Source organism: Psychroserpens sp. S379A (genome assembly GCF_049800755.1).
Lineage (GTDB): Bacteria > Bacteroidota > Bacteroidia > Flavobacteriales > Flavobacteriaceae > Psychroserpens.
Window position 1 is genome coordinate 194,362 of the sequence record NZ_JBNAFQ010000005.1, and the last position, 21,306, is coordinate 215,667.

Sequence of the window (21,306 nt, forward strand, 5' to 3'; positions counted from 1 at the left end):
ACTAACTATGAAACATATAAAATCTCACTTCACGTTTACTAAACAGCAACGAAGTGGGATTTTTGTGTTATTACTACTCATACTTATTCTTCAAAGTATATACTTTTTTGTCGATTTTTCTTCGGAAGAATTTCAAGTCAATCCAAATGAACTGGCACAGTTTCAAGCTGAAGTCGATTCGTTAAAACATATAGAAATTCAAAATAATAAACCGAAAATTTATCCGTTCAATCCAAATTTTATTACAGATTATAAAGGCTATACTCTCGGAATGAGTTCTCAAGAAATTGACAGGTTGTTAGCCTTCAGAAAACAAAACAAATGGATCAATTCTGTGAAAGATTTTCAAACCGTTACTAAGGTTTCAGATTCATTATTAGCAACAATGTCTCCGTATTTTAAATTTCCAGATTGGGTAACAAATCCGAAGCCTAATTTTAAATCAAAGTATAACTATTCAGAAACAAATAATAAACCCAAAACATTCAATCAAAAGTCGGATTTAAATTCTGTCACAGCCGAACAATTAAAACAAATACATGGTATAGGAGAAAAGTTATCAGAACGCATTATAGCTTACCGAACAAAAATTGGTGGTAGCTTTATTGCAGATGTTCAGCTTCAAGAGGTTTATGGGCTTTCGCCTGAAGTTATCAAACGAACTTTAAATGAGTTTACAGTTAAAAATGTCAAGCCTGTTACAAAGTTAAATCTTAATACAGCTTCAATTGATGAGTTGGTTACTATTCAGTATATAGATTATGAAATTGCTCATCATATTATTGAAGAACGTACGCTTAGAGAGGGTTTTAAATCCTTAGATGAATTAACAAAAGTTAAAGACTTTCCGGTCAAAAAAATTGAGATAATTAAATTATATTTGACACTCAATTTAGATTAAAAAAATAAATACAATGAATAGTAGGTACTTCACTGAAGAACACGAATTGTTTAGACAAAGTTTAAAAGATTTTTTACAAAAAGAAGTCGTTCCTCATATTGAAAAATGGGAAGAAACAGGTCATATAGAACGTTTTATTTGGGAGAAATTTGGCGAAATGGGTTTCTTCGGAATTGCATATCCTGAAGAATATGGTGGTATGAACTTAGATTTATTCTATACTGTAATTTTACTTGAAGAACTTCAGAAAATAAATTCTGGTGGATTTGCAGCTGCGATTTGGGCACATACCTATTTAGCAATGACGCATGTTAATAAAGAAGGCGATCATGCCATTAAGCAAAAATATTTAGCACCTAGTATTACTGGAGAAAAAATTGGATGTCTTTGTATTACAGAGCCTTTTGGCGGAAGCGATGTTGCTGGTATGAGAACAACTGCTGTAAAAAAAGGAGATACCTATGTAATTAATGGCTCTAAAACATTTATCACAAATGGTGTGTATAGTGACTATCTGGTTGTAGCAGCTAAAACTAATCCAGAGCTTGGTAATAAAGGCATTAGTATTTTTATTATGGATAGAGATACGCCTGGAATTTCTGCAACTAAATTAGATAAATTAGGTTGGAGAGCTTCAGATACTGGAGAAATTGCATTTGATAATGTTGTGATTCCTGCGTCTAATTTAATGGGAGAAGAAAATAAAGGATTTCCATACATTATGCAGCACTTTGCTTTAGAACGTTTGATAATGGGAATTAATGCACATGCTAGAGCTGAATTTGCTTTAGAATATACACTGAATTATATGAGTGAGCGTGAAGCCTTCGGAAAAAAAATTGATAGGTTTCAAGCACTTCGACACAAAATAGCAGATCGTTATACTGAAATGGAAATTTGTAAAGAATTCAATTACTCTGTAGCTCGAAGATTAGATCAAGGTGAATATGTTGTGAAGGAAGCCACCATGTCTAAACTTCAATGTACAAAAATGGCAGATGAGGTGATGTACGATTGCCTACAATTTTTAGGAGGTTATGGTTATATGGAAGAGTATCCTCTAGCGAGACTACTTCGTGATAGTCGATTAGGACCAATTGGTGGAGGAACTTCTGAAATCTTGAGAGAGATTATCGCAAAAATGGTAATTGATAAAAAGGATTATAAACCAGCAACCTAATTTGAAATTATAGAACTACAATGAAGCTTACATTAAAAAACCAATTATTACTTTACTGTTTATGTGTATTTTGTGCAGTTTCATTCTCACAAACCGAACTTAAAAATAAGGTTGTCGATTTTACTACACTAATGCCTATTGAAAGTGCTAGTGTTTATATAAAAAACACAACAATTGGAACGGTAACTAATCAAGATGGAAAATTTGTATTACAAGTTCCTAAGGAATTAGAAAACGATACACTTGTCATTTCTTCTATTGGTTATAAGAGTTTTAAAATACCTGTTAATGAATTTGATAATTCTGAAGAAGTATATCTTGATGAAGATATTGCAGCTTTAGATGAAATTGTTCTCATTGCCGAAAACCGTCCAACTACTGGAAACGAGATTATTTTAAAAGCCATTGAAAAATTACCAGAAAACCTTCCAGATTCAGCATATATTCAAAAAGGGTTTTTAAGACATAAAGAGCGCAACGCAAAAGAGTTTAAATGGCTTATTGAAAGCGCAATTACGGTTTACGATTCTGGATATTCGGCAGCTTCAAAAGAACATCTAAAAATTAATGTCGATCAGGTTCGTAAAAGTTATGACCTTCGTGATGTCGATAGTATTTTTTCATATTATTCGTATCTAAAACGCTATGAAAATTATAGAAAGCTAAAAGCTAAAAACCTAAGAAGAGATACTATTAAAACGTCGTCTTTAGTTAAAGCTATTAAATGGAATGATACTCGAGTTAACGGACTCGAAAACTTGTTTAAAGGAAAATTGAATTTAGTAAGAAACGCAAATACTGCTAAAGCTCTTTTTGGAGAGCATATTTTAGATCAGCATCAATTTAAGCTAGATACCGTTTTAGTAGATAATGATCGAAAAATTTATAAGATTCAAATTTCCGATAGTAAAGATTTTGTTGGTCTTGATACTGAAGGAATTTTTAATGAAGGCTACAAAGCTCAAGGTTGGGTTTATGTGTATTGGGATAATTATGCTATTAAAAAAATTGAATATGAACTTGTAGCAGCTTCAGATGCTCAAAAGAGTAGAAGTAAAACATTGTTCGGAACGCAAACAAATCATAAGTTAATCATGACTTATATGGAGTACAATGATAAGATGTATCCAAATTACATTTATTATGAAACACCTAAATTGGTCAATGTAGGATTAAAAACTAAAGCAAAACTAACTGAAGAAGAGAAAGCCAGATATTATAATGAAGAACGCTTTTATTACACAGTTCAGGAAATTTTATTTTCAGATATAATTGAAGACGATCAAGTAATAGCAGAAGCTTTACAGAAAAAATGGGATTCTGATATATTTTCTCCTAAACCATACGATAAAACTTTCTGGAAAAACTATAACATTTTATTAGAAAGTGAAGAAGACGAACAACTTATAAAAGACTTAAGTAAACGCGCGTCTTTATTCAAACAATAAATAAAATTATTTTTTGTTTTGATATCTTAAATTCCTTCCTATATTTGCAGCCTTAAAAATTCTAAAAGAGAGGAGGTTAAGACACTATGTTAAGAATACCAGTTAAAGAAGGAGAAAATATAGAGAGAGCGTTAAAACGTTACAAGCGTAAGTTTGTAAGAACAACGATAAAAAATCAGTTGCAAGAACGTAAGCAATTTACAAAACCTTCAGTAGCAAGAAGAGCACAAATACAAAAGGCACAATATGTTCAAAGTCTAAGAGATCAAGAGAGTATTTAGTTGTGTTTAAAACGATAATAAATCCCATTAGAAATAATGGGATTTTTTTGTTTCTTACTAAAATGTAATTTAATCTTTGTATTTTAGAGCTTACACAAAAGTCTATAGATGTTATTGCAATCATTTACTGATTACTTATTGCTTGAAAAAAACTATTCTCAGTTAACACTCAAGGCTTATCTAAAAGATATTTCAGATTTTTCAGATTTTATATCTTCAGAATATGATTCTAAAACAATTACCAATACAAACTATCAACAAATTAGGAGTTGGATTGTGTTGTTGGTAGATAAAGGAATTTCAAATCGAAGCATTAATCGAAAAATATCTTCTCTAAATACGTATTATAAATTTCTTTTAAAAACAGAAGAGATTGAAATTAATCCACTATCAAAGCATAAAGCATTAAAAACAAGTAAAAAAATTCAAGTTCCATTTTCAGAACAAGAAATTAAAATAGTGCTTCAAGAATTAAATTTTGCAACAGATTTTGAAGGCTTACGAAACCGATTAATGATTGAGCTTTTTTATGCCACTGGAATAAGACGTATAGAATTAGTACAGCTTAAACTTAGTGATGTCGATATTGCAAATAAAACCTTAAAAGTATTAGGAAAAAGAAATAAAGAACGATTTATTCCTTTGATACCTTCTGTGGTAGATACATTTATATCTTATGTTGAAGCAAGAAATAAGCTTAATGCAATTCAAGATGAATCGTATTTGTTTTTAACAAAAAAAGGGGTTAAAATTTATGAAACACTTGTTTACAGAATTATAAATGATTACTTTAGTATTGCATCAACGAAAGTAAAGCGAAGTCCGCACATACTAAGGCACTCATTTGCAACTCATTTGCTTAATCAAGGTGCAAACCTAAATGCTGTAAAAGAACTTCTTGGTCATTCAAGTTTAGCAGCAACACAAGTCTATACTCATAATAGTATAGCTGAATTAAAAAAGGTGTATTCAAAAGCACATCCAAGAAGTAAAAAATAATATTGTCTAACCAATAAAAGATTGAACATGAAGGTAAACACACAATCCGTAAATTTTAACGCAGACAAAAAATTAATTGATTTCATTCAAAAACGAATGAATAAATTAGACCAATTTTATGATAAAGTAATAGATTCTGATGTCTATTTAAAAGTTGAAAACACTAGTGATAAAGAAAATAAAATATTCGAAGCTAGAGTAAATGTACCAGGAGATAGCTTTGTGGTAAAGAAGCAATGTAAAACATTTGAAGAAGGAACAGATGTAGCTATTTCGTCGCTTGAAAGGCAGTTAAAAAAGCGAAAAGAAAAATTAAGAGCACATATGTGATAAATTTTTTTCAAAAAATGTTTTGATTAAAAAAATAAATCTTTACATTTGCAGTCCGTTAGAAATAGCGGGCTTTTTTTATAACAAAAAAGTTGTATAAAAGCCGATGTAGCTCAGCTGGCTAGAGCAGCTGATTTGTAATCAGCAGGTCGTGGGTTCGAGTCCCTCCATCGGCTCTAAAAAATCTAAAATTACCATAGTTGATTTTAGTAAAAGTTCTTTAAAATTGGGGAGATACTCAAGCGGCCAACGAGGGCAGACTGTAAATCTGCTGACTATGTCTTCGCAGGTTCGAATCCTGCTCTCCCCACATTTTTTATTGATACCTTCAGTTGGTAAAACAATTGTAAAATTATGCGAGAGTAGCTCAGTTGGTAGAGCGTCAGCCTTCCAAGCTGAATGTCGCCGGTTCGAACCCGGTCTCTCGCTCTAAATATTTCTGCGAAGGCAGAAGTCTCGTTGTTAGGTGAGACGTCAAACACTTTACGCCGGTGTAGCTCAGGGGTAGAGCGTTTCCTTGGTAAGGAAGAGGTCACGAGTTCAAATCTCGTCATTGGCTCTTTTTTAGTTATAGAATAAATTGAACACTAATATAAATTAAGATTAAATAAATTAAACATGGCAAAGGCAACTTTCGATCGTTCAAAACCACACCTTAATATAGGTACAATTGGACACGTAGATCACGGTAAAACAACTTTAACTGCTGCTATTACTAAAGTATTAGCTGATGCAGGTTTATCTGAGGCAAGAGATTTCGATACTATCGATAATGCTCCTGAGGAGAAAGAAAGAGGGATTACAATTAATACATCACACGTAGAGTATCAAACAGGAAATCGTCATTACGCTCACGTTGACTGTCCAGGTCACGCCGATTACGTAAAAAACATGGTTACTGGTGCTGCTCAAATGGATGGTGCTATTTTAGTTGTAGCTGCTACTGATGGTCCAATGCCACAAACTCGTGAGCATATCCTTTTAGGACGTCAAGTAGGTATTCCTCGTATTGTTGTATTCATGAATAAAGTGGATATGGTTGATGATGATGAGTTATTGGAATTAGTTGAAATGGAAATTAGAGATTTATTGTCTTTCTATGAGTATGATGGGGATAATGGTCCTGTAATTGCTGGTTCTGCTTTAGGTGCTCTTAATGGAGAGCAAAAATGGGTAGATACAGTAATGGAGTTAATGGAAGCTGTTGATAACTGGATTGAAGAGCCTGTTCGTGATATGGATAAGCCATTCTTAATGCCTATTGAAGATGTATTCTCAATTACTGGTCGTGGAACTGTTGCTACAGGTCGTATTGAAACAGGTGTTGCAAATACAGGTGATCCAGTTGAAATTATCGGTATGGGTGCTGAGAAATTAACATCTACTATTACTGGTATTGAAATGTTTCGTCAAATTCTTGATAGAGGTGAAGCTGGAGATAATGCAGGTATCTTATTGAGAGGTATTGAAAAGACTCAAATCTCAAGAGGTATGGTAATTACTAAGCCAGGTTCTGTAACTCCTCACCAAAAATTCAAAGCTGAGGTTTATATCCTTAAAAAAGAAGAAGGTGGACGTCATACGCCATTCCATAATAATTACCGTCCACAGTTCTATGTGCGTACAACTGACGTAACTGGAAACATTGCGCTTCCTGATGGAGTTGAAATGGTAATGCCTGGAGATAACCTTACTATTACTGTTGATTTAATTCAACCAATTGCAATGAACGTTGGTTTACGTTTTGCAATCCGTGAAGGTGGTAGAACAGTTGGTGCAGGTCAGGTTACTGAGATATTAGACTAAAATAAATATCATATTAAATATGAGTTAAGGTGTTCGTCAAAGACGAATGCCTTGATTTATATTTACGGGTTTAGCTCAGTTGGTAGAGCACTGGTCTCCAAAACCAGGTGTCGGGAGTTCGAGTCTCTCAACCCGTGCAAATGAATGAAATGCGACTAGATTTGTTATAATTTTAATGAAGTAGTCTCTCAATAAGTTTACACTGAGCGAAGTCGAAGTGTGCAAATAGAAAATCAAATGGCAGGAATAGTAAATTATATTAAGGAATCTTTTGAAGAATTAAAAAATAATGTGACTTGGCCTTCATGGTCTGAAGCTCAAAGCTTGACTGTTTTAGTGGCTGTGTTTTCAATTATTTTTTCACTAGCTATTTGGGGAGTTGATACTGTTTTCAGTAAGGTTATCAAGGCTTATTTTGACTTGATTTAACTAAACTAACTATAAAAGAAAAGAAAGATGTCTGAGACAAGTGTAAATAAAAAATGGTATGTAGTTAGAGCTGTTAGTGGTCAAGAAAATAAAATTAAGACTTATATTGAAAATGAGATTTCTCGATTAGGACTTGAAGATTTTGTTGATCAAGTATTAGTTCCAACTGAAAAGGTTATTCAAATCCGTAACGGAAAAAAAATTAATAAAGAGCGTGTTTATTTCCCTGGTTATATAATGATTCAGGCAAATTTAAGTGGTGAGATTCCACATATTATAAAGTCTATAACAAATGTTATTGGGTTTTTAGGAGAAACTAAAGGAGGAGATCCAGTTCCATTAAGACAATCTGAAGTTAATCGTATGCTAGGTAAAGTAGATGAATTAACTGTTGATACAGATGTAAATGTAGCCATTCCTTTTACTTTAGGTGAAACTGTAAAAGTTATTGATGGTCCATTCAATGGGTTTGATGGAACTATCGAAAAGGTTAATGAAGAAAAGCGTAAACTTGAAGTAATGGTTAAAATTTTCGGAAGAAAAACACCTTTAGAATTAAGTTATATGCAAGTTGAAAAAGTATAATAATTGTTACAATATAGATAGATATGTCTTTTAGCTTCCAAATTAAAGGATGTACAAAACTAAATTTAGTAAAATGGCAAAAGAATTAGGTAAAGTAGTTAAATTACAAGTTCGGGGAGGTGCAGCGAATCCGTCGCCACCGGTTGGACCCGCTTTAGGTGCTGCTGGAGTTAATATCATGGAATTTTGTAAGCAATTCAACGCTAGAACTCAGGATAAACCTGGTAAAGTTCTTCCAGTTGTTATTTCTGTTTACAAAGACAAGTCTTTTGATTTCGTGATCAAAACACCTCCTGCAGCAGTACAATTATTAGAAGCGGCCAAAGTAAAGAAAGGATCTGGAGAACCGAACAGAAAGAAAGTTGCAAAAGTAACGTGGGATCAAGTCAAAGCAATCGCAGAAGATAAAATGCAAGATTTAAACGCATTTGAAATTGAATCTGCAATGAAAATGGTTGCTGGTACTGCAAGATCTATGGGAATCACAGTTAAAGGTGGTGAAGCACCTAACTAAAAATTTTTGAAATGGCAAGAATAACAAAAAAGAGAAAAGAGGCTATAGCTAAAGTAGAGAAGAATAAATTATATTCTCTTCAAGAAGCTTCAGCACTATTAAAAGAGATTACCTATACAAAATTTGATGCATCAGTTGATTTAGCTGTTAGACTTGGAGTTGACCCTCGTAAAGCAAATCAAATGGTGAGAGGAGTAGTATCACTTCCTCACGGTACAGGTAAAGATATGAAAGTTCTAGCATTAGTGACTCCTGATAAAGAGGAAGAAGCTAAAGCTGCTGGAGCTGATTATGTTGGGCTTGATGAATATCTAGATAAAATTAAAGGTGGTTGGACAGACGTTGACGTTATTGTTACTATGCCTGCTATCATGGGTAAATTAGGTCCTTTAGGTAGAGTATTAGGTCCAAGAGGTTTAATGCCAAACCCAAAAACAGGAACAGTAACTATGGATGTTGCAAAAGCAGTATCTGAAGTTAAAGCTGGTAAAATAGATTTTAAAGTTGATAAAACAGGAATTGTACACGCTCCTATAGGTAAGGCATCTTTTAGTGCTGATAAACTTCAGGATAACGCAATGGAGTTATTGACTACTTTAAATAAGTTAAAACCAACAGCTGCTAAAGGTGTATATATGAAGAGCATCTTCATGTCAAGTACAATGAGCCCAAGTATTGCTGTAGATCCAAAAATAGGTTAAGTAGTTAAATCTTTAGTATTATGACAAGAGAAGAAAAATCACAAGTAATTGAAGAGTTAACTGCTCAGTTAGCAGATAATGCAAACATTTATCTAGCCGATATATCTGGATTGAATGCAGGTAACACTTCAGACTTACGTCGTGCTTGTTTTAAAGCAAACGTAACATTAAATGTAGTAAAAAATACATTGTTAACTAAAGCTATGGAAGCATCTGATAAAGATTTCGGAGAACTTCCAACAGTTTTAAAAGGTAATACCTCAGTAATGTATTCTGAAACTGGTAACGCTCCAGCCAAAGTAATTAAAAACTTCCGTAAAAAATCAGAGAAACCTTTATTAAAAGGAGCCTTTATTGAGGAAGCAATTTACATTGGTGATGATCAATTAGATACACTTGTAGACATCAAGTCTAGAGAAGAATTGATTGGAGAAATTGTAACGTTATTACAATCGCCAGCTAAGAATGTTATTTCAGCACTTAAATCAGGTGGTGGAACATTAGCAGGTATCATCAAAACATTATCCGAAAAAGAAGGATAATCAAGTAAGTACGCACTTAAACAAATTATATTATTAAAATTATTAAAAACGGTAGAAATGGCAGATTTAAAAGATTTCGCAGAACAATTAGTTAATTTAACAGTAAAAGAAGTTAATGAATTAGCTACAATATTAAAAGACGAATATGGTATCGAGCCAGCAGCAGCTGCAGTAGCAGTAGCAGCAGGCGGAGCAGCAGCAGGCGGAGACGCAGCTGAAGAAAAATCAGAATTCGACGTAATCCTTAAAGCAGCAGGTGGTTCTAAATTAGCTGTTGTAAAATTAGTTAAAGAATTAACTGGTTTAGGATTAAAAGAAGCTAAAGGTTTAGTAGATGAAGCACCAAGTGCTATCAAAGAAGGTGTTGCTAAAGATGAAGCTGAAGCTCTAAAATCTCAGTTAGAGGAAGCAGGAGCAGAAGTTGAGCTTAAGTAAGCTTGACAAACCTACAAATTATGGTTTAGGTCTTCCGAACTAGTCGGAATGACCTAAACCCTTTTGTGTATTAAATAGGTACACAAAAAAACAAATATTTTTTTAATCAAAATCTCGTTCATCGATGTTAGCAAATACAGCTGAAAGATTAAATTTCTCTTCCATAGTAAATAGAACTGAATATCCAGATTTCTTGGATATTCAAATTAAATCCTTTCAGGATTTTTTCCAGTTAGAGACAAAATCAGAAGAAAGAGGCAATGAAGGGCTCTACAACACCTTCATGGAAAATTTTCCTATTACAGATACGCGTAACCAATTCGTATTAGAATTTTTAGATTATTTTATTGATCCACCACGTTATACGATTGAAGAATGTATCGAAAGAGGACTGACTTACAGTGTGCCACTAAAAGCACGTTTAAAACTGTACTGTACAGATCCAGAGCATGAAGACTTTGAAACCATTGTTCAAGATGTGTATCTTGGAACAATTCCTTATATGACACCTAGTGGAACGTTTTGTATCAATGGTGCAGAACGTGTTGTTGTATCTCAATTACACAGATCTCCAGGTGTATTCTTTAGCCAATCATTTCACGCAAATGGTACTAAGTTATATTCTGCAAGAGTGATTCCTTTTAAAGGATCTTGGATAGAATTTGCTACAGATATCAATCAGGTAATGTATGCGTATATTGATAGAAAGAAAAAATTACCTGTTACAACATTATTCAGAGCTATCGGTTTTGAACGTGATAAAGACATTTTAGAGATTTTTGACCTTGCTGAAGAGGTTAAAGTGTCAAAATCTGGACTTAAAAAAGTTGTAGGTCGTAAACTTGCTGCTCGTGTGTTAAACACTTGGCATGAAGATTTCGTAGATGAAGATACTGGAGAGGTTGTATCTATCGAACGTAACGAAATTGTTTTAGATCGTGACACAGTTATTGATAAAGACAATATTGAAGAAATCCTTGAGGCTGGTGTAAAAACTATTTTATTACACAAAGAAACGTCTCAACAAGGAGATTACGCAATTATCCATAATACATTACAAAAGGATCCAACAAACTCTGAAAAAGAAGCTGTTGAACATATCTATCGTCAATTACGTAATGCTGAGCCACCAGATGAGGAAACAGCACGTGGTATTATTGATAAATTATTCTTTTCAGACCAACGTTACTCTTTAGGAGAAGTAGGTCGTTATAGAATGAACAAAAAGTTACAGTTAGATATTGGCATGGATAAGCAAGTGCTTACCAAAGAAGATATCATTACTATTATTAAATATTTAATCGAACTTATCAATTCAAAAGCAGAGATTGATGATATTGATCACTTATCAAACCGTCGTGTACGTACAGTTGGTGAGCAGTTATCATCTCAGTTTGGTGTTGGTTTAGCTCGTATGGCTCGTACCATTCGTGAGCGTATGAATGTTCGTGATAATGAAGTGTTTACTCCAATTGATTTAATTAATGCCAAGACTTTATCGTCTGTTATTAATTCTTTCTTCGGAACAAATCAGTTATCTCAATTTATGGATCAAACCAATCCATTAGCCGAGATTACTCACAAGCGTCGTTTATCAGCTTTAGGACCTGGAGGTTTATCTAGAGAAAGAGCAGGTTTCGAGGTTCGTGATGTTCACTATACTCACTACGGAAGATTATGTCCTATTGAAACTCCTGAAGGACCAAACATTGGATTAATTTCTTCTTTATCTGTATATGCGAAAGTGAATTCTATGGGATTCATAGAAACGCCTTATAGAAAAGCCGATGCTGGTGTTGTTGATATTAAAAATACACCAACATATTTAAGTGCAGAAGAAGAGGAAGACATGTTAATCGCTCAGGCAAATATTAGAGTAGATGATGATGGTAAGATTTTAGAAGATAAAATTATTGCACGTCAAGAAGGTGATTTCCCTGTAATGGATCCAAAAGACATCCATTATACAGATGTTGCTCCTAATCAAATTGCTTCTATTTCAGCATCATTAATTCCGTTCTTAGAGCATGATGATGCAAACCGTGCCTTAATGGGTTCTAACATGATGCGTCAAGCAGTACCTTTATTGCGTCCTCAAGCTCCTATTGTAGGAACAGGACTAGAACGTCAAGTAGCTTCAGATTCTAGAGTATTAATTAATGCTGAAGGAAATGGAGTTGTAGAGTATGTTGATGCAAACGAAATCACAATCAAGTACGAACGTACTAATGAAGAAGCAATGGTAAGTTTTGATAGTGATACCAAAACATATCCATTAGTGAAGTTTAGAAAAACCAACCAAGGTACGTCTATTAACTTAAAACCAATCGTTGAGAAAGGTGATAAAGTGAAGAAAGGACAAGTACTTTGTCAAGGTTATGCTACTGAAAATGGAGAATTAGCTTTAGGTCGTAATATGAAAGTGGCATTTATGCCATGGAAAGGTTACAACTTTGAGGATGCGATTGTAATTTCAGAAAAAGTAGTTCGTGACGATATATTTACATCGATTCATATTGATGAATATTCATTAGAAGTTAGAGATACTAAATTAGGTAACGAAGAATTAACTAATGATATTCCTAACGTTTCTGAAGAGGCTACAAAAGACCTTGATGAAAACGGTATGATTAGAATTGGAGCAGAGATTAAACCTGGTGATATCCTAATCGGAAAAATTACACCAAAAGGTGAATCTGATCCAACTCCTGAAGAAAAATTATTACGTGCCATCTTTGGTGATAAGGCAGGTGATGTTAAAGATGCGTCTTTAAAGGCATCTCCTTCTTTACATGGTGTCGTTATTGAGAAAAAATTATTCTCAAGAGCGATAAAAGATAAGCGTAAAAGAGCTAAAGATAAAGAAGATATTGAAGCATTAGAGAATATCTATTACAAGAAGTTTGATGATTTACAGGCTGTTTTAGTCGAAAAATTATTCGCGCTTGTTAATGGTAAAACTGCTCAAGGTATCTACAATGACTTAGGTGAAGAAATTATTCCTAAAGGAAAGAAATATACGCTTAAAATGTTAAATGCTGTTGATGATTATACGCATTTAACATCTGGAACTTGGACAACCGATAATCACTTAAATTCATTAGTTGCAGATTTAATTCACAACTATAAGATTAAAGAAAACGATCTTCAAGGATCATTACGTCGTGAGAAGTTTACAATTTCTGTTGGTGATGAATTACCTGCTGGTATTATCAAATTAGCTAAAGTTTATGTTGCTAAAAAACGTAAACTTAAAGTTGGTGATAAAATGGCAGGTCGTCACGGAAACAAAGGTATTGTAGCACGTATTGTTCGTCAAGAAGACATGCCATTCTTAGAAGATGGAACTCCGGTTGATATCGTATTAAATCCACTTGGTGTACCATCACGTATGAACATTGGTCAGATATACGAAACGGTTCTTGGTTGGGCTGGACAAAAATTAGGTCGTAAATATGCAACACCAATTTTTGATGGTGCAACTCTAGATCAAATCAATGAGTTTACAGACGAAGCTGGTGTGCCAAGATTCGGTCATACTCATTTATATGATGGTGGAACTGGTGATCGTTTCGATCAACCAGCAACCGTTGGTGTAATTTATATGATTAAACTAGGTCATATGATTGACGATAAGATGCACGCACGTTCTATTGGTCCTTACTCATTGATTACGCAACAACCTCTTGGTGGTAAAGCACAGTTTGGTGGTCAGCGTTTTGGTGAGATGGAAGTTTGGGCACTTGAAGCTTATGGAGCATCAAGTACACTACGTGAAATCTTAACAGTAAAGTCTGATGACGTGATAGGTAGAGCTAAAACTTACGAAGCTATCGTAAAAGGAGAGCCAATGCCAGAACCAGGATTACCTGAATCTTTTAACGTACTTATGCACGAATTAAAAGGATTAGGATTAGATATTAGATTAGAAGAATAAAAAAATAGTAAGCAGTCAACAGTATACAGTTTTTACTGTGTACTGAAGACTGAAGACTGAAGACTATAAAGTTATTATGGCAAGAAGACAAGATAAGAATACAGTACAGAGATTTAACAAAATTTCTATCGGTTTAGCATCTCCAGAATCTGTTTTAGCAGCATCTCGTGGTGAAGTTTTAAAACCTGAAACTATTAATTATCGAACACATAAACCTGAACGTGATGGTTTATTCTGTGAGCGTATTTTTGGTCCTGTTAAGGATTTCGAATGTGCTTGTGGTAAATATAAAAGAATACGCTACAAAGGTATTGTTTGTGACCGTTGTGGTGTTGAAGTTACTGAAAAGAAAGTACGTCGTGATCGCGTAGGACACATCAACCTTGTGGTTCCTGTTGCTCATATTTGGTACTTCCGTTCGTTACCTAATAAAATAGGATACTTACTTGGTTTACCATCTAAGCGTTTAGATATGATTATCTATTACGAACGCTATGTAGTGATTCAACCTGGTGAAGCAATGAATGCTGAAGGAGAACCTCTACAAAAAATGGATTTCCTTACGGAAGAAGAGTACCTAAATATCATGGAAACGCTTCCTAAAGAAAATCAGTATTTAGAAGATACAGATCCTAATAAGTTTATCGCTAAAATGGGAGCAGAATGCTTAATCGACCTTTTAGCTAGAATTGATTTAGATGATTTATCTTTTGAGCTACGTCATAAAGCAAATACTGAAACCTCTAAACAACGTAAGACTGAAGCGTTAAAACGTTTACAAGTTGTTGAAGCGTTTAGAGATTCAAACTTAAATAGAGAGAATAAGCCAGAATGGATGATCATGAAGGCTATTCCAATCATTCCACCAGAATTAAGACCATTAGTACCTCTTGATGGTGGACGTTTTGCAACTTCAGATTTAAATGACCTTTACCGTCGTGTTATAATTCGTAACAATCGTTTAAAGCGTTTAGTTGAAATCAAAGCACCTGAAGTAATCTTACGTAACGAGAAACGTATGTTACAAGAATCGGTAGATTCATTATTTGATAATACGCGTAAAGCTTCAGCTGTAAAAACAGATTCTAACAGACCATTAAAATCGTTATCAGATTCTTTAAAAGGTAAGCAAGGACGTTTCCGTCAGAACTTACTTGGTAAGCGTGTTGATTATTCTGCACGTTCTGTAATTGTTGTTGGACCAGAATTAAAATTATACGAATGTGGATTGCCAAAAGATATGGCAGCAGAACTATACAAACCTTTTATCATTAGAAAATTAATTGAAAGAGGAATTGTAAAAACTGTAAAATCTGCAAAGAAAATTATAGATAGAAAAGAACCTGTAGTTTGGGATATTTTAGAAAATGTTTTAAAAGGACATCCAGTACTTTTAAATCGTGCTCCTACATTACATAGATTGGGTATTCAAGCTTTTCAACCAAAATTAATTGAAGGAAAAGCAATTCAGTTACACCCATTAGTATGTACGGCTTTTAATGCCGATTTTGATGGTGACCAGATGGCTGTGCATTTACCTTTAGGTCCAGAAGCAATTTTAGAAGCACAATTATTGATGCTTGCATCACATAATATTCTAAACCCAGCAAATGGTGCTCCAGTTACTGTACCTTCTCAGGATATGGTTCTTGGACTGTATTACATGACGAAGTTGCGTAAAACAGACAAAGATGTTACAATTAAAGGCGAAGGCTTAACATTTTATTCTCCTGAAGAAGTTACAATTGCTTACAATGAGAAAAAAGTTGACTTAAACGCTGGTATTAAAGTAAGAACTCAAGATTTTAATGAGGAAGGAGAGTTAACAACTCAAATCATTGAAACTACTGTTGGTCGTGTACTTTTTAATGAAAAAGTACCATCAGAAGCAGGTTATATTAATGAGGTATTAACAAAGAAATCTTTGAGAGATATTATTCATGGAATTCTTAAAAAGACAAGTGTACCAGTAACAGCTGCATTCTTAGACGAAATTAAAACTTTAGGTTATAAGTTTGCTTTTCAAGGTGGACTATCATTCAGTTTAGGTGATATTATTATTCCACCTGAAAAACAAGGTATGATTGACAAAGCTAATGGCTTAGTTGATGGTATCATGAATAACTATAACATGGGATTAATAACGAATAACGAACGTTATAACCAAGTTATTGATATCTGGACATCTACAAATGCAGAATTAACTGAGTTATCGATGAAGCGTATCCGTGAGGATCAACAAGGGTTCAACTCAGTATTTATGATGCTTGATTCTGGAGCTCGTGGATCTAAAGAACAGATTCGTCAGTTAACAGGTATGCGTGGATTAATGGCGAAACCTAAAAAATCGACTGCAGGTGGAGGATCGATTATTGAGAATCCAATTCTTGCTAATTTTAAGGAAGGACTTTCAATTTTAGATTACTTTATTTCAACTCACGGTGCACGTAAAGGTCTTGCCGATACTGCACTTAAAACTGCCGATGCTGGTTACTTAACACGTCGTTTGGTTGATGTATCTCAAGATGTTATCATTTATAGTGAAGATTGTGGAACATTAAGAGGTATTGAGGTTAGACCTTTAAAGAAAAACGAAGAAGTTATAGAAACTCTTGAAGCTAGAATTGTTGGTCGTACATCATTAAATGATGTTTATGATCCAGTTTCTGAAGAACTTTTAGTTGGCGCAGGAGAACATATTGATGATGCTATTGCTAAACGTATTGGTGAGTCTCCATTGGATGCTATAGAAGTGCGTTCTGCATTAACTTGTGAAGCTAAAAAAGGTGTTTGCTCTAAATGTTATGGTCGTAATTTAGCGACAGGTAAAATGGTACAACGAGGAGAAGCTGTTGGTGTCGTTGCGGCACAGTCAATTGGTGAACCAGGTACACAGCTTACTTTACGTACATTCCACGTTGGTGGTGTAGCAGGTAACATTTCTGAAGAAAATAAATTAGTAGTTAAGTTTGATGGTGTTGCTGAAATCGAAGATCTAAAAACGGTTAAAACTAAAGATAATGAAGGTAAAGAGGTAGATGTAGTTATCTCTAGAACTTCAGAATTGAAACTAGTTGATGCTAAAACAGGAATTACTTTAAGTACTAATAATATTCCTTATGGATCATACATTTATGTGAAACCAGGTAGTAAGGTTAAAAAAGGAGATGTCGTTTGCCAATGGGATCCATACAATGGTGTAATTATTTCAGAATTTGCTGGTAAAGTTAAATTTGAAAACATTGAGCAAGGTGTCACTTATCAAGTAGAAATTGATGAACAAACTGGTTATCAGGAAAAAGTAATTTCTGAATCTAGAAACAAGAAATTAATTCCTACGCTTATTATCGAAGATGCTAAAGGTGAAGCGATACGTTCATACAACTTACCAGTTGGAGCACATTTAATGATTGATGATGGTGAGAAAATTAAGGTTGGTAAAATCTTAGTTAAGATACCTCGTAAGTCAGCTAAAGCAGGTGATATTACTGGTGGTTTACCTCGTGTAACAGAATTATTCGAAGCACGTAACCCTTCAAATCCTGCTGTTGTAAGTGAGATTGATGGTGTGGTGTCTTTTGGTAAAATTAAGCGTGGTAATCGTGAAATTATTATCGAATCTAAATTAGGTGAGATTAAGAAATACTTAGTGAAATTATCTAATCAAATTCTTGTACAAGAAAACGATTATGTAAAAGCTGGTATGCCATTATCTGATGGTTCTATTACACCTAATGATATCTTAAATATAAAAGGACCTTCAGCGGTTCAGCAATATTTAGTGAACGAAGTTCAAGAAGTATATCGTTTACAAGGTGTGAAGATTAATGATAAACATTTCGAGGTTGTTGTAAGACAAATGATGCGTAAGGTTAAAATCATTGATTCTGGTGATACTATTTTCTTAGAAGATCAACTGGCTCATAAAGCAGATTTTATTGAAGAAAATGATAAGATTTTCGGAATGAAAGTTGTTGAAGACGCTGGTGATTCTGAAACACTTAAACCAGGACAAATTTTATCTGCTAGAGAGTTGAGAGATGAGAACTCAATACTACGTAGAGAGGATAAAGCATTGGCTGTTGCAAGAGATGCGAAGCCAGCAACTGCTACACCTATTTTACAAGGTATTACTAGAGCGTCATTACAGACGAAGTCATTTATCTCTGCAGCATCGTTCCAAGAAACTACTAAAGTTCTTAATGAAGCAGCAGTAAATGCTAAAGTAGATACGCTTGAAGGTTTAAAAGAAAATGTAATCGTTGGTCATAGAATTCCTGCAGGAACAGGTGTTAGAAAGTTTGATAACATTATTGTAGGTTCTAAAGAAGAATTCAATGAGATGATGAAAGCAAAAGAAGAGATGAACTACAACTAATACAGTTGTCATTCCTGCGAAGGCAGGAATTTAATAAAAATAAAAGCCTTCACACATTAATTTGTTTGAAGGCTTTTTAATAAATACGTTTAAATAAAAGCAATAAAATATTATGGCAGAAGACAATAAAAACAAAAAGCCAGGAATCAATATAGAATTAGATGAAAAGATAGCCGAAGGAACCTATTCTAATTTGGCCATTATTAATCACTCAGTTTCTGAATTTGTAATTGATTTTGTAAGTATCATGCCTGGAACACCTAAGAGTAAAGTAAAATCTAGAATTATATTAACACCACAACATGCTAAGCGACTTTTAAAAGCTCTTGGTGATAATGTTCATCGTTTTGAAAAGGCTCATGGTGAAATCAAAGATTACGAACAACCTCCAATTCCATTGAATTTTGGACCAACAGGACAAGCATAAAAAAAAGAATTGTGAATAGGTTGGTCGAACTGTAATTTAGAATAACCTCCAATTCCATTGAATTGGGCAAGCGTAATAATACAAATCCCATTACAACTAAAAGTGTAATGGGATTTTTGGTTCAGTATCGTTAAGCGACTTCTTTTTGTTTGATATGAAACTTTAATGCACCTGAAGGGCATTTTTTTACTTGTTCAATAATTTTATCTGTCGATTCGCCTTCCAAATCTATCCAAGGAATAACTGATTGTCGAAATACATTTGAAAGTTCTTTAGCACAACGCTCAGCATTAATACATTGGCAAGGATTGTAAGTAACAGTAATGCTGTCATTACTGTAAACGTGAGGTACAGTTTTCATAAGTAGGTCGATTTTGGGGTTAAATCTAATTTTAAATGTAGATACTAAAATGGACGAACATTAAAATAATCGTTTAAATGTATAAAAAACACGATTAAATGTATAATTTATTCTTAATTATCGATGAAATACATGCTTTTTCAGTTAAACTCTGAAGTGTTATCGTTTTTAAGCTAATATTTATTTTGTAATTATAAACTCACACCTTCTATTTACTGCGTGTTCATTTTCAGTGCAATTATCACCACAATTAACTAATAATTGACTTTCTCCATATCCAATGGCTACTAATCTTGATGATTCTATACCATTGGCTATTAAATATTCAAGAGATGATTGTGCTCTGTTATTAGAAAGTTTTAAGTTGTACTCAACAGAGCTTCTGTTATCTGTATGAGCGCCTAATTGTACTTCCATTCTAGGATATTTTTTCATTAAGGCTACAAGTACATCTAGAGTTCGAGCTGCTTGTGGTTTTATATTCCATTTATCTAAATCAAAATAGATATTTTCTAGTTCGATGTATACATATCCATCTTCTTTTTCTACAATGATTTCTTCAGCATCATCATATGATTCTAATTCTAATTCTATATTAAGTTCAATTCTTCCAGAATCATCTGTGTTAAAGTCTTTATTAGTTGGTATGTATAAAGGTTTAAAACCTTCAATAATATATGTAGTATTTGGTTTTGTTCTAAAACTGTAAGTTCCATCATCTGAAACTACAACAGAATCAATAGCAACTTTATGTTCATTAAAAAGTGTTATTAATGTGCCAGGCAATAATTCTTGAGAATTTTTGTCTTTAACTGTGCCTTCAACAATAAAGGTTCTTAAGTTTTTTTCACGCTCAAAAACATATAAATCATCTTTGCCATCTCTATTTGAAGACAGAAATCCAGTATTATTTTTTGAGTCAACTACAAAAGCAAAATCATCTAAATTGGTATTAATCGTTTCTCCTAAATTTAGAGGTGTATGCCAATTATTGTAATCTTTTTCAACCATAAAAATATCTAAGCCACCAAGTCCTTGATGTCCATCAGAAGAAAAATATAGAAAGCCTTTATCGCTATAATAAGGGAAATGTTCTCTATGATTTGTGTTTATTTTAGAACCTAGGTTAATTGGTTTTCCGAAGCCATCCTCTAGTATATCAACATAATAGATATCGAAAGATCCGAAACCGTTTGGCATGTCACTTGAAAAATAGAGTCTGCCATTAGCTTCATCTAAACTGGGATGTTGTGTAGAATAGTAATCACTACTAAATGGAAGTTCTTCTGCTTCAGACCAAGAATCATCTATTCGTGTGCTTTTGAAAAGTTTAACAGTTGCTACTTTTTCTCCATTAACTTCATAGCGTTTATTATTTGTTCTCGAAAAATACATAGTGTTACCATCTTTAGATATAATAGCTCCACTCTCATGAGTATTTGAGTTAATAATTTTATCTAAAGGCTCTATATTGATAAGTGATTTGTCTTCAGTCAATTGAGCTTTAAATAGATCTAGATAAGACATTTCATTCCAAGTATAATGCTTGGTGTTATTATTTCTAGATGATGAAAAAACGTAATCGTCTCCAAAATAATTCATTCCAAAATCTCCTGGAAAACTGCCATGCTTTATTTTTTCAACCGTGTATACATAAGGAACACCATTTATTAAGGAAGTGATAAAATCATTAGTGTTTATTGTTTTTGAATACAACTTACTCATTACAGAATCTGCTTTTTCTATGCTATTAGAACCGTAAAGAGCATGTGCATATCTAAAACTAACAGCCTTTGAAAATTCATATTCGGCTTCTTTTTTTGCTCTTGAATACGCTACAGTTGCTTGCTCCATTTGACCATTGTAATAATAACAATCACCAAGTTTTATTAACGATTCTTGATCTGATGCAAACTCTTCGTATAAGGATGCTGCTTTTACATAGGCATGCTCTAAATACAATCTGTTTGCCTTATTTAGCTTAGTGTTTTGACTAAAGGCGAGTTGTGTAAAACATAATATGCAAAGCAGTCTAAAATACATAGTGTTTAA

18 protein-coding genes and 5 tRNA genes are annotated in these 21,306 nt (G+C 33.6%); 21 read left to right on the forward strand and 2 right to left on the reverse strand.

Annotation, left to right across the window (positions count from 1 at the left end):
- Positions 1–7 precede the first annotated feature (7 nt).
- From ACP15M_RS12720 to ACP15M_RS12820, 21 genes are all read left to right on the forward strand, one after another.
- Entirely contained in the window at positions 8–901 is an 894-nt protein-coding gene (locus tag ACP15M_RS12720; RefSeq protein ID WP_425077588.1) for a ComEA family DNA-binding protein, read from the forward strand.
- A gap of 13 nt (positions 902–914) precedes the next feature.
- Positions 915–2,081: an acyl-CoA dehydrogenase family protein gene (locus ACP15M_RS12725; RefSeq protein ID WP_425077589.1), complete on the forward strand. Its 1,167-nt coding sequence runs from the start codon at positions 915–917 to the stop codon at positions 2,079–2,081.
- A 20-nt stretch (positions 2,082–2,101) separates the two neighbouring features.
- Complete coding sequence (locus ACP15M_RS12730; RefSeq protein WP_425077590.1) at positions 2,102–3,529, forward strand: carboxypeptidase-like regulatory domain-containing protein; 1,428 nt, start codon at positions 2,102–2,104, stop codon at positions 3,527–3,529.
- An 86-nt stretch (positions 3,530–3,615) separates the two neighbouring features.
- Complete coding sequence (gene rpsU / locus ACP15M_RS12735) at positions 3,616–3,810, forward strand: 30S ribosomal protein S21 (protein WP_425077591.1); 195 nt, start codon at positions 3,616–3,618, stop codon at positions 3,808–3,810.
- 108 nt (positions 3,811–3,918) lie between these two features.
- Entirely contained in the window at positions 3,919–4,809 is an 891-nt protein-coding gene (locus ACP15M_RS12740) for a tyrosine-type recombinase/integrase (RefSeq protein WP_425077592.1), read from the forward strand.
- Positions 4,810–4,836: 27 nt separating this feature from the next.
- The gene (gene hpf, locus ACP15M_RS12745) at positions 4,837–5,139 is read left to right on the forward strand and encodes a ribosome hibernation-promoting factor, HPF/YfiA family (RefSeq protein WP_425077593.1); all 303 of its coding nucleotides are present in this window, start codon (positions 4,837–4,839) and stop codon (positions 5,137–5,139) included.
- 102 nt (positions 5,140–5,241) lie between these two features.
- Positions 5,242–5,315: transfer RNA gene (locus ACP15M_RS12750), tRNA-Thr, on the forward strand.
- A gap of 52 nt (positions 5,316–5,367) precedes the next feature.
- A tRNA-Tyr gene (locus ACP15M_RS12755) sits at positions 5,368–5,449 on the forward strand.
- 46 nt (positions 5,450–5,495) lie between these two features.
- Positions 5,496–5,568, forward strand: a tRNA-Gly gene (locus ACP15M_RS12760).
- Positions 5,569–5,626: 58 nt separating this feature from the next.
- A tRNA-Thr gene (locus ACP15M_RS12765) sits at positions 5,627–5,698 on the forward strand.
- Between the two features lie 59 nt (positions 5,699–5,757).
- Positions 5,758–6,945 (forward strand): elongation factor Tu, encoded by a 1,188-nt coding sequence (gene tuf / locus ACP15M_RS12770; protein ID WP_425077594.1) that lies wholly within the window; start codon positions 5,758–5,760, stop codon positions 6,943–6,945.
- Positions 6,946–7,009: 64 nt separating this feature from the next.
- Positions 7,010–7,082, forward strand: a tRNA-Trp gene (locus ACP15M_RS12775).
- A 100-nt stretch (positions 7,083–7,182) separates the two neighbouring features.
- Positions 7,183–7,374 carry a preprotein translocase subunit SecE gene (secE, locus tag ACP15M_RS12780; protein ID WP_425077595.1) on the forward strand — a complete coding sequence of 64 codons (192 nt, stop codon included), beginning with the start codon at positions 7,183–7,185 and terminating at the stop codon, positions 7,372–7,374.
- A gap of 27 nt (positions 7,375–7,401) precedes the next feature.
- Complete coding sequence (gene nusG / locus ACP15M_RS12785; RefSeq protein WP_425077596.1) at positions 7,402–7,959, forward strand: transcription termination/antitermination protein NusG; 558 nt, start codon at positions 7,402–7,404, stop codon at positions 7,957–7,959.
- Between the two features lie 73 nt (positions 7,960–8,032).
- Positions 8,033–8,473 (forward strand): 50S ribosomal protein L11, encoded by a 441-nt coding sequence (rplK, locus tag ACP15M_RS12790; RefSeq protein ID WP_425077597.1) that lies wholly within the window; start codon positions 8,033–8,035, stop codon positions 8,471–8,473.
- An 11-nt stretch (positions 8,474–8,484) separates the two neighbouring features.
- Positions 8,485–9,174 (forward strand): 50S ribosomal protein L1, encoded by a 690-nt coding sequence (gene rplA, locus ACP15M_RS12795; RefSeq protein ID WP_425077598.1) that lies wholly within the window; start codon positions 8,485–8,487, stop codon positions 9,172–9,174.
- Between the two features lie 20 nt (positions 9,175–9,194).
- The gene (gene rplJ / locus ACP15M_RS12800; protein WP_425077599.1) at positions 9,195–9,716 is read left to right on the forward strand and encodes a 50S ribosomal protein L10; all 522 of its coding nucleotides are present in this window, start codon (positions 9,195–9,197) and stop codon (positions 9,714–9,716) included.
- Positions 9,717–9,773: 57 nt separating this feature from the next.
- Complete coding sequence (gene rplL / locus ACP15M_RS12805) at positions 9,774–10,151, forward strand: 50S ribosomal protein L7/L12 (RefSeq protein WP_040251401.1); 378 nt, start codon at positions 9,774–9,776, stop codon at positions 10,149–10,151.
- Between the two features lie 124 nt (positions 10,152–10,275).
- Positions 10,276–14,088: a DNA-directed RNA polymerase subunit beta gene (gene rpoB / locus ACP15M_RS12810; protein ID WP_425077600.1), complete on the forward strand. Its 3,813-nt coding sequence runs from the start codon at positions 10,276–10,278 to the stop codon at positions 14,086–14,088.
- Positions 14,089–14,164: 76 nt separating this feature from the next.
- On the forward strand, positions 14,165–18,466 hold the full coding sequence (gene rpoC / locus ACP15M_RS12815) for a DNA-directed RNA polymerase subunit beta' (protein WP_425077601.1): 4,302 nt from the start codon (positions 14,165–14,167) through the stop codon (positions 18,464–18,466).
- A 112-nt stretch (positions 18,467–18,578) separates the two neighbouring features.
- A complete protein-coding gene (locus ACP15M_RS12820) occupies positions 18,579–18,893 on the forward strand; it encodes a DUF3467 domain-containing protein (protein WP_425077602.1) in 315 nt (104 codons plus the stop codon).
- A gap of 130 nt (positions 18,894–19,023) precedes the next feature.
- Here ACP15M_RS12820 and ACP15M_RS12825 read toward each other — a convergent pair whose 3' ends face one another.
- Positions 19,024–19,254, reverse strand: a complete 231-nt coding sequence (locus ACP15M_RS12825) for a (4Fe-4S)-binding protein (RefSeq protein ID WP_425077603.1) — start codon at positions 19,252–19,254, stop codon at positions 19,024–19,026.
- Between the two features lie 180 nt (positions 19,255–19,434).
- The gene (locus ACP15M_RS12830; RefSeq protein WP_425077604.1) at positions 19,435–21,297 is read right to left on the reverse strand and encodes an OmpA family protein; all 1,863 of its coding nucleotides are present in this window, start codon (positions 21,295–21,297) and stop codon (positions 19,435–19,437) included.
- Between the last annotated feature and the right edge of the window lie 9 nt (positions 21,298–21,306).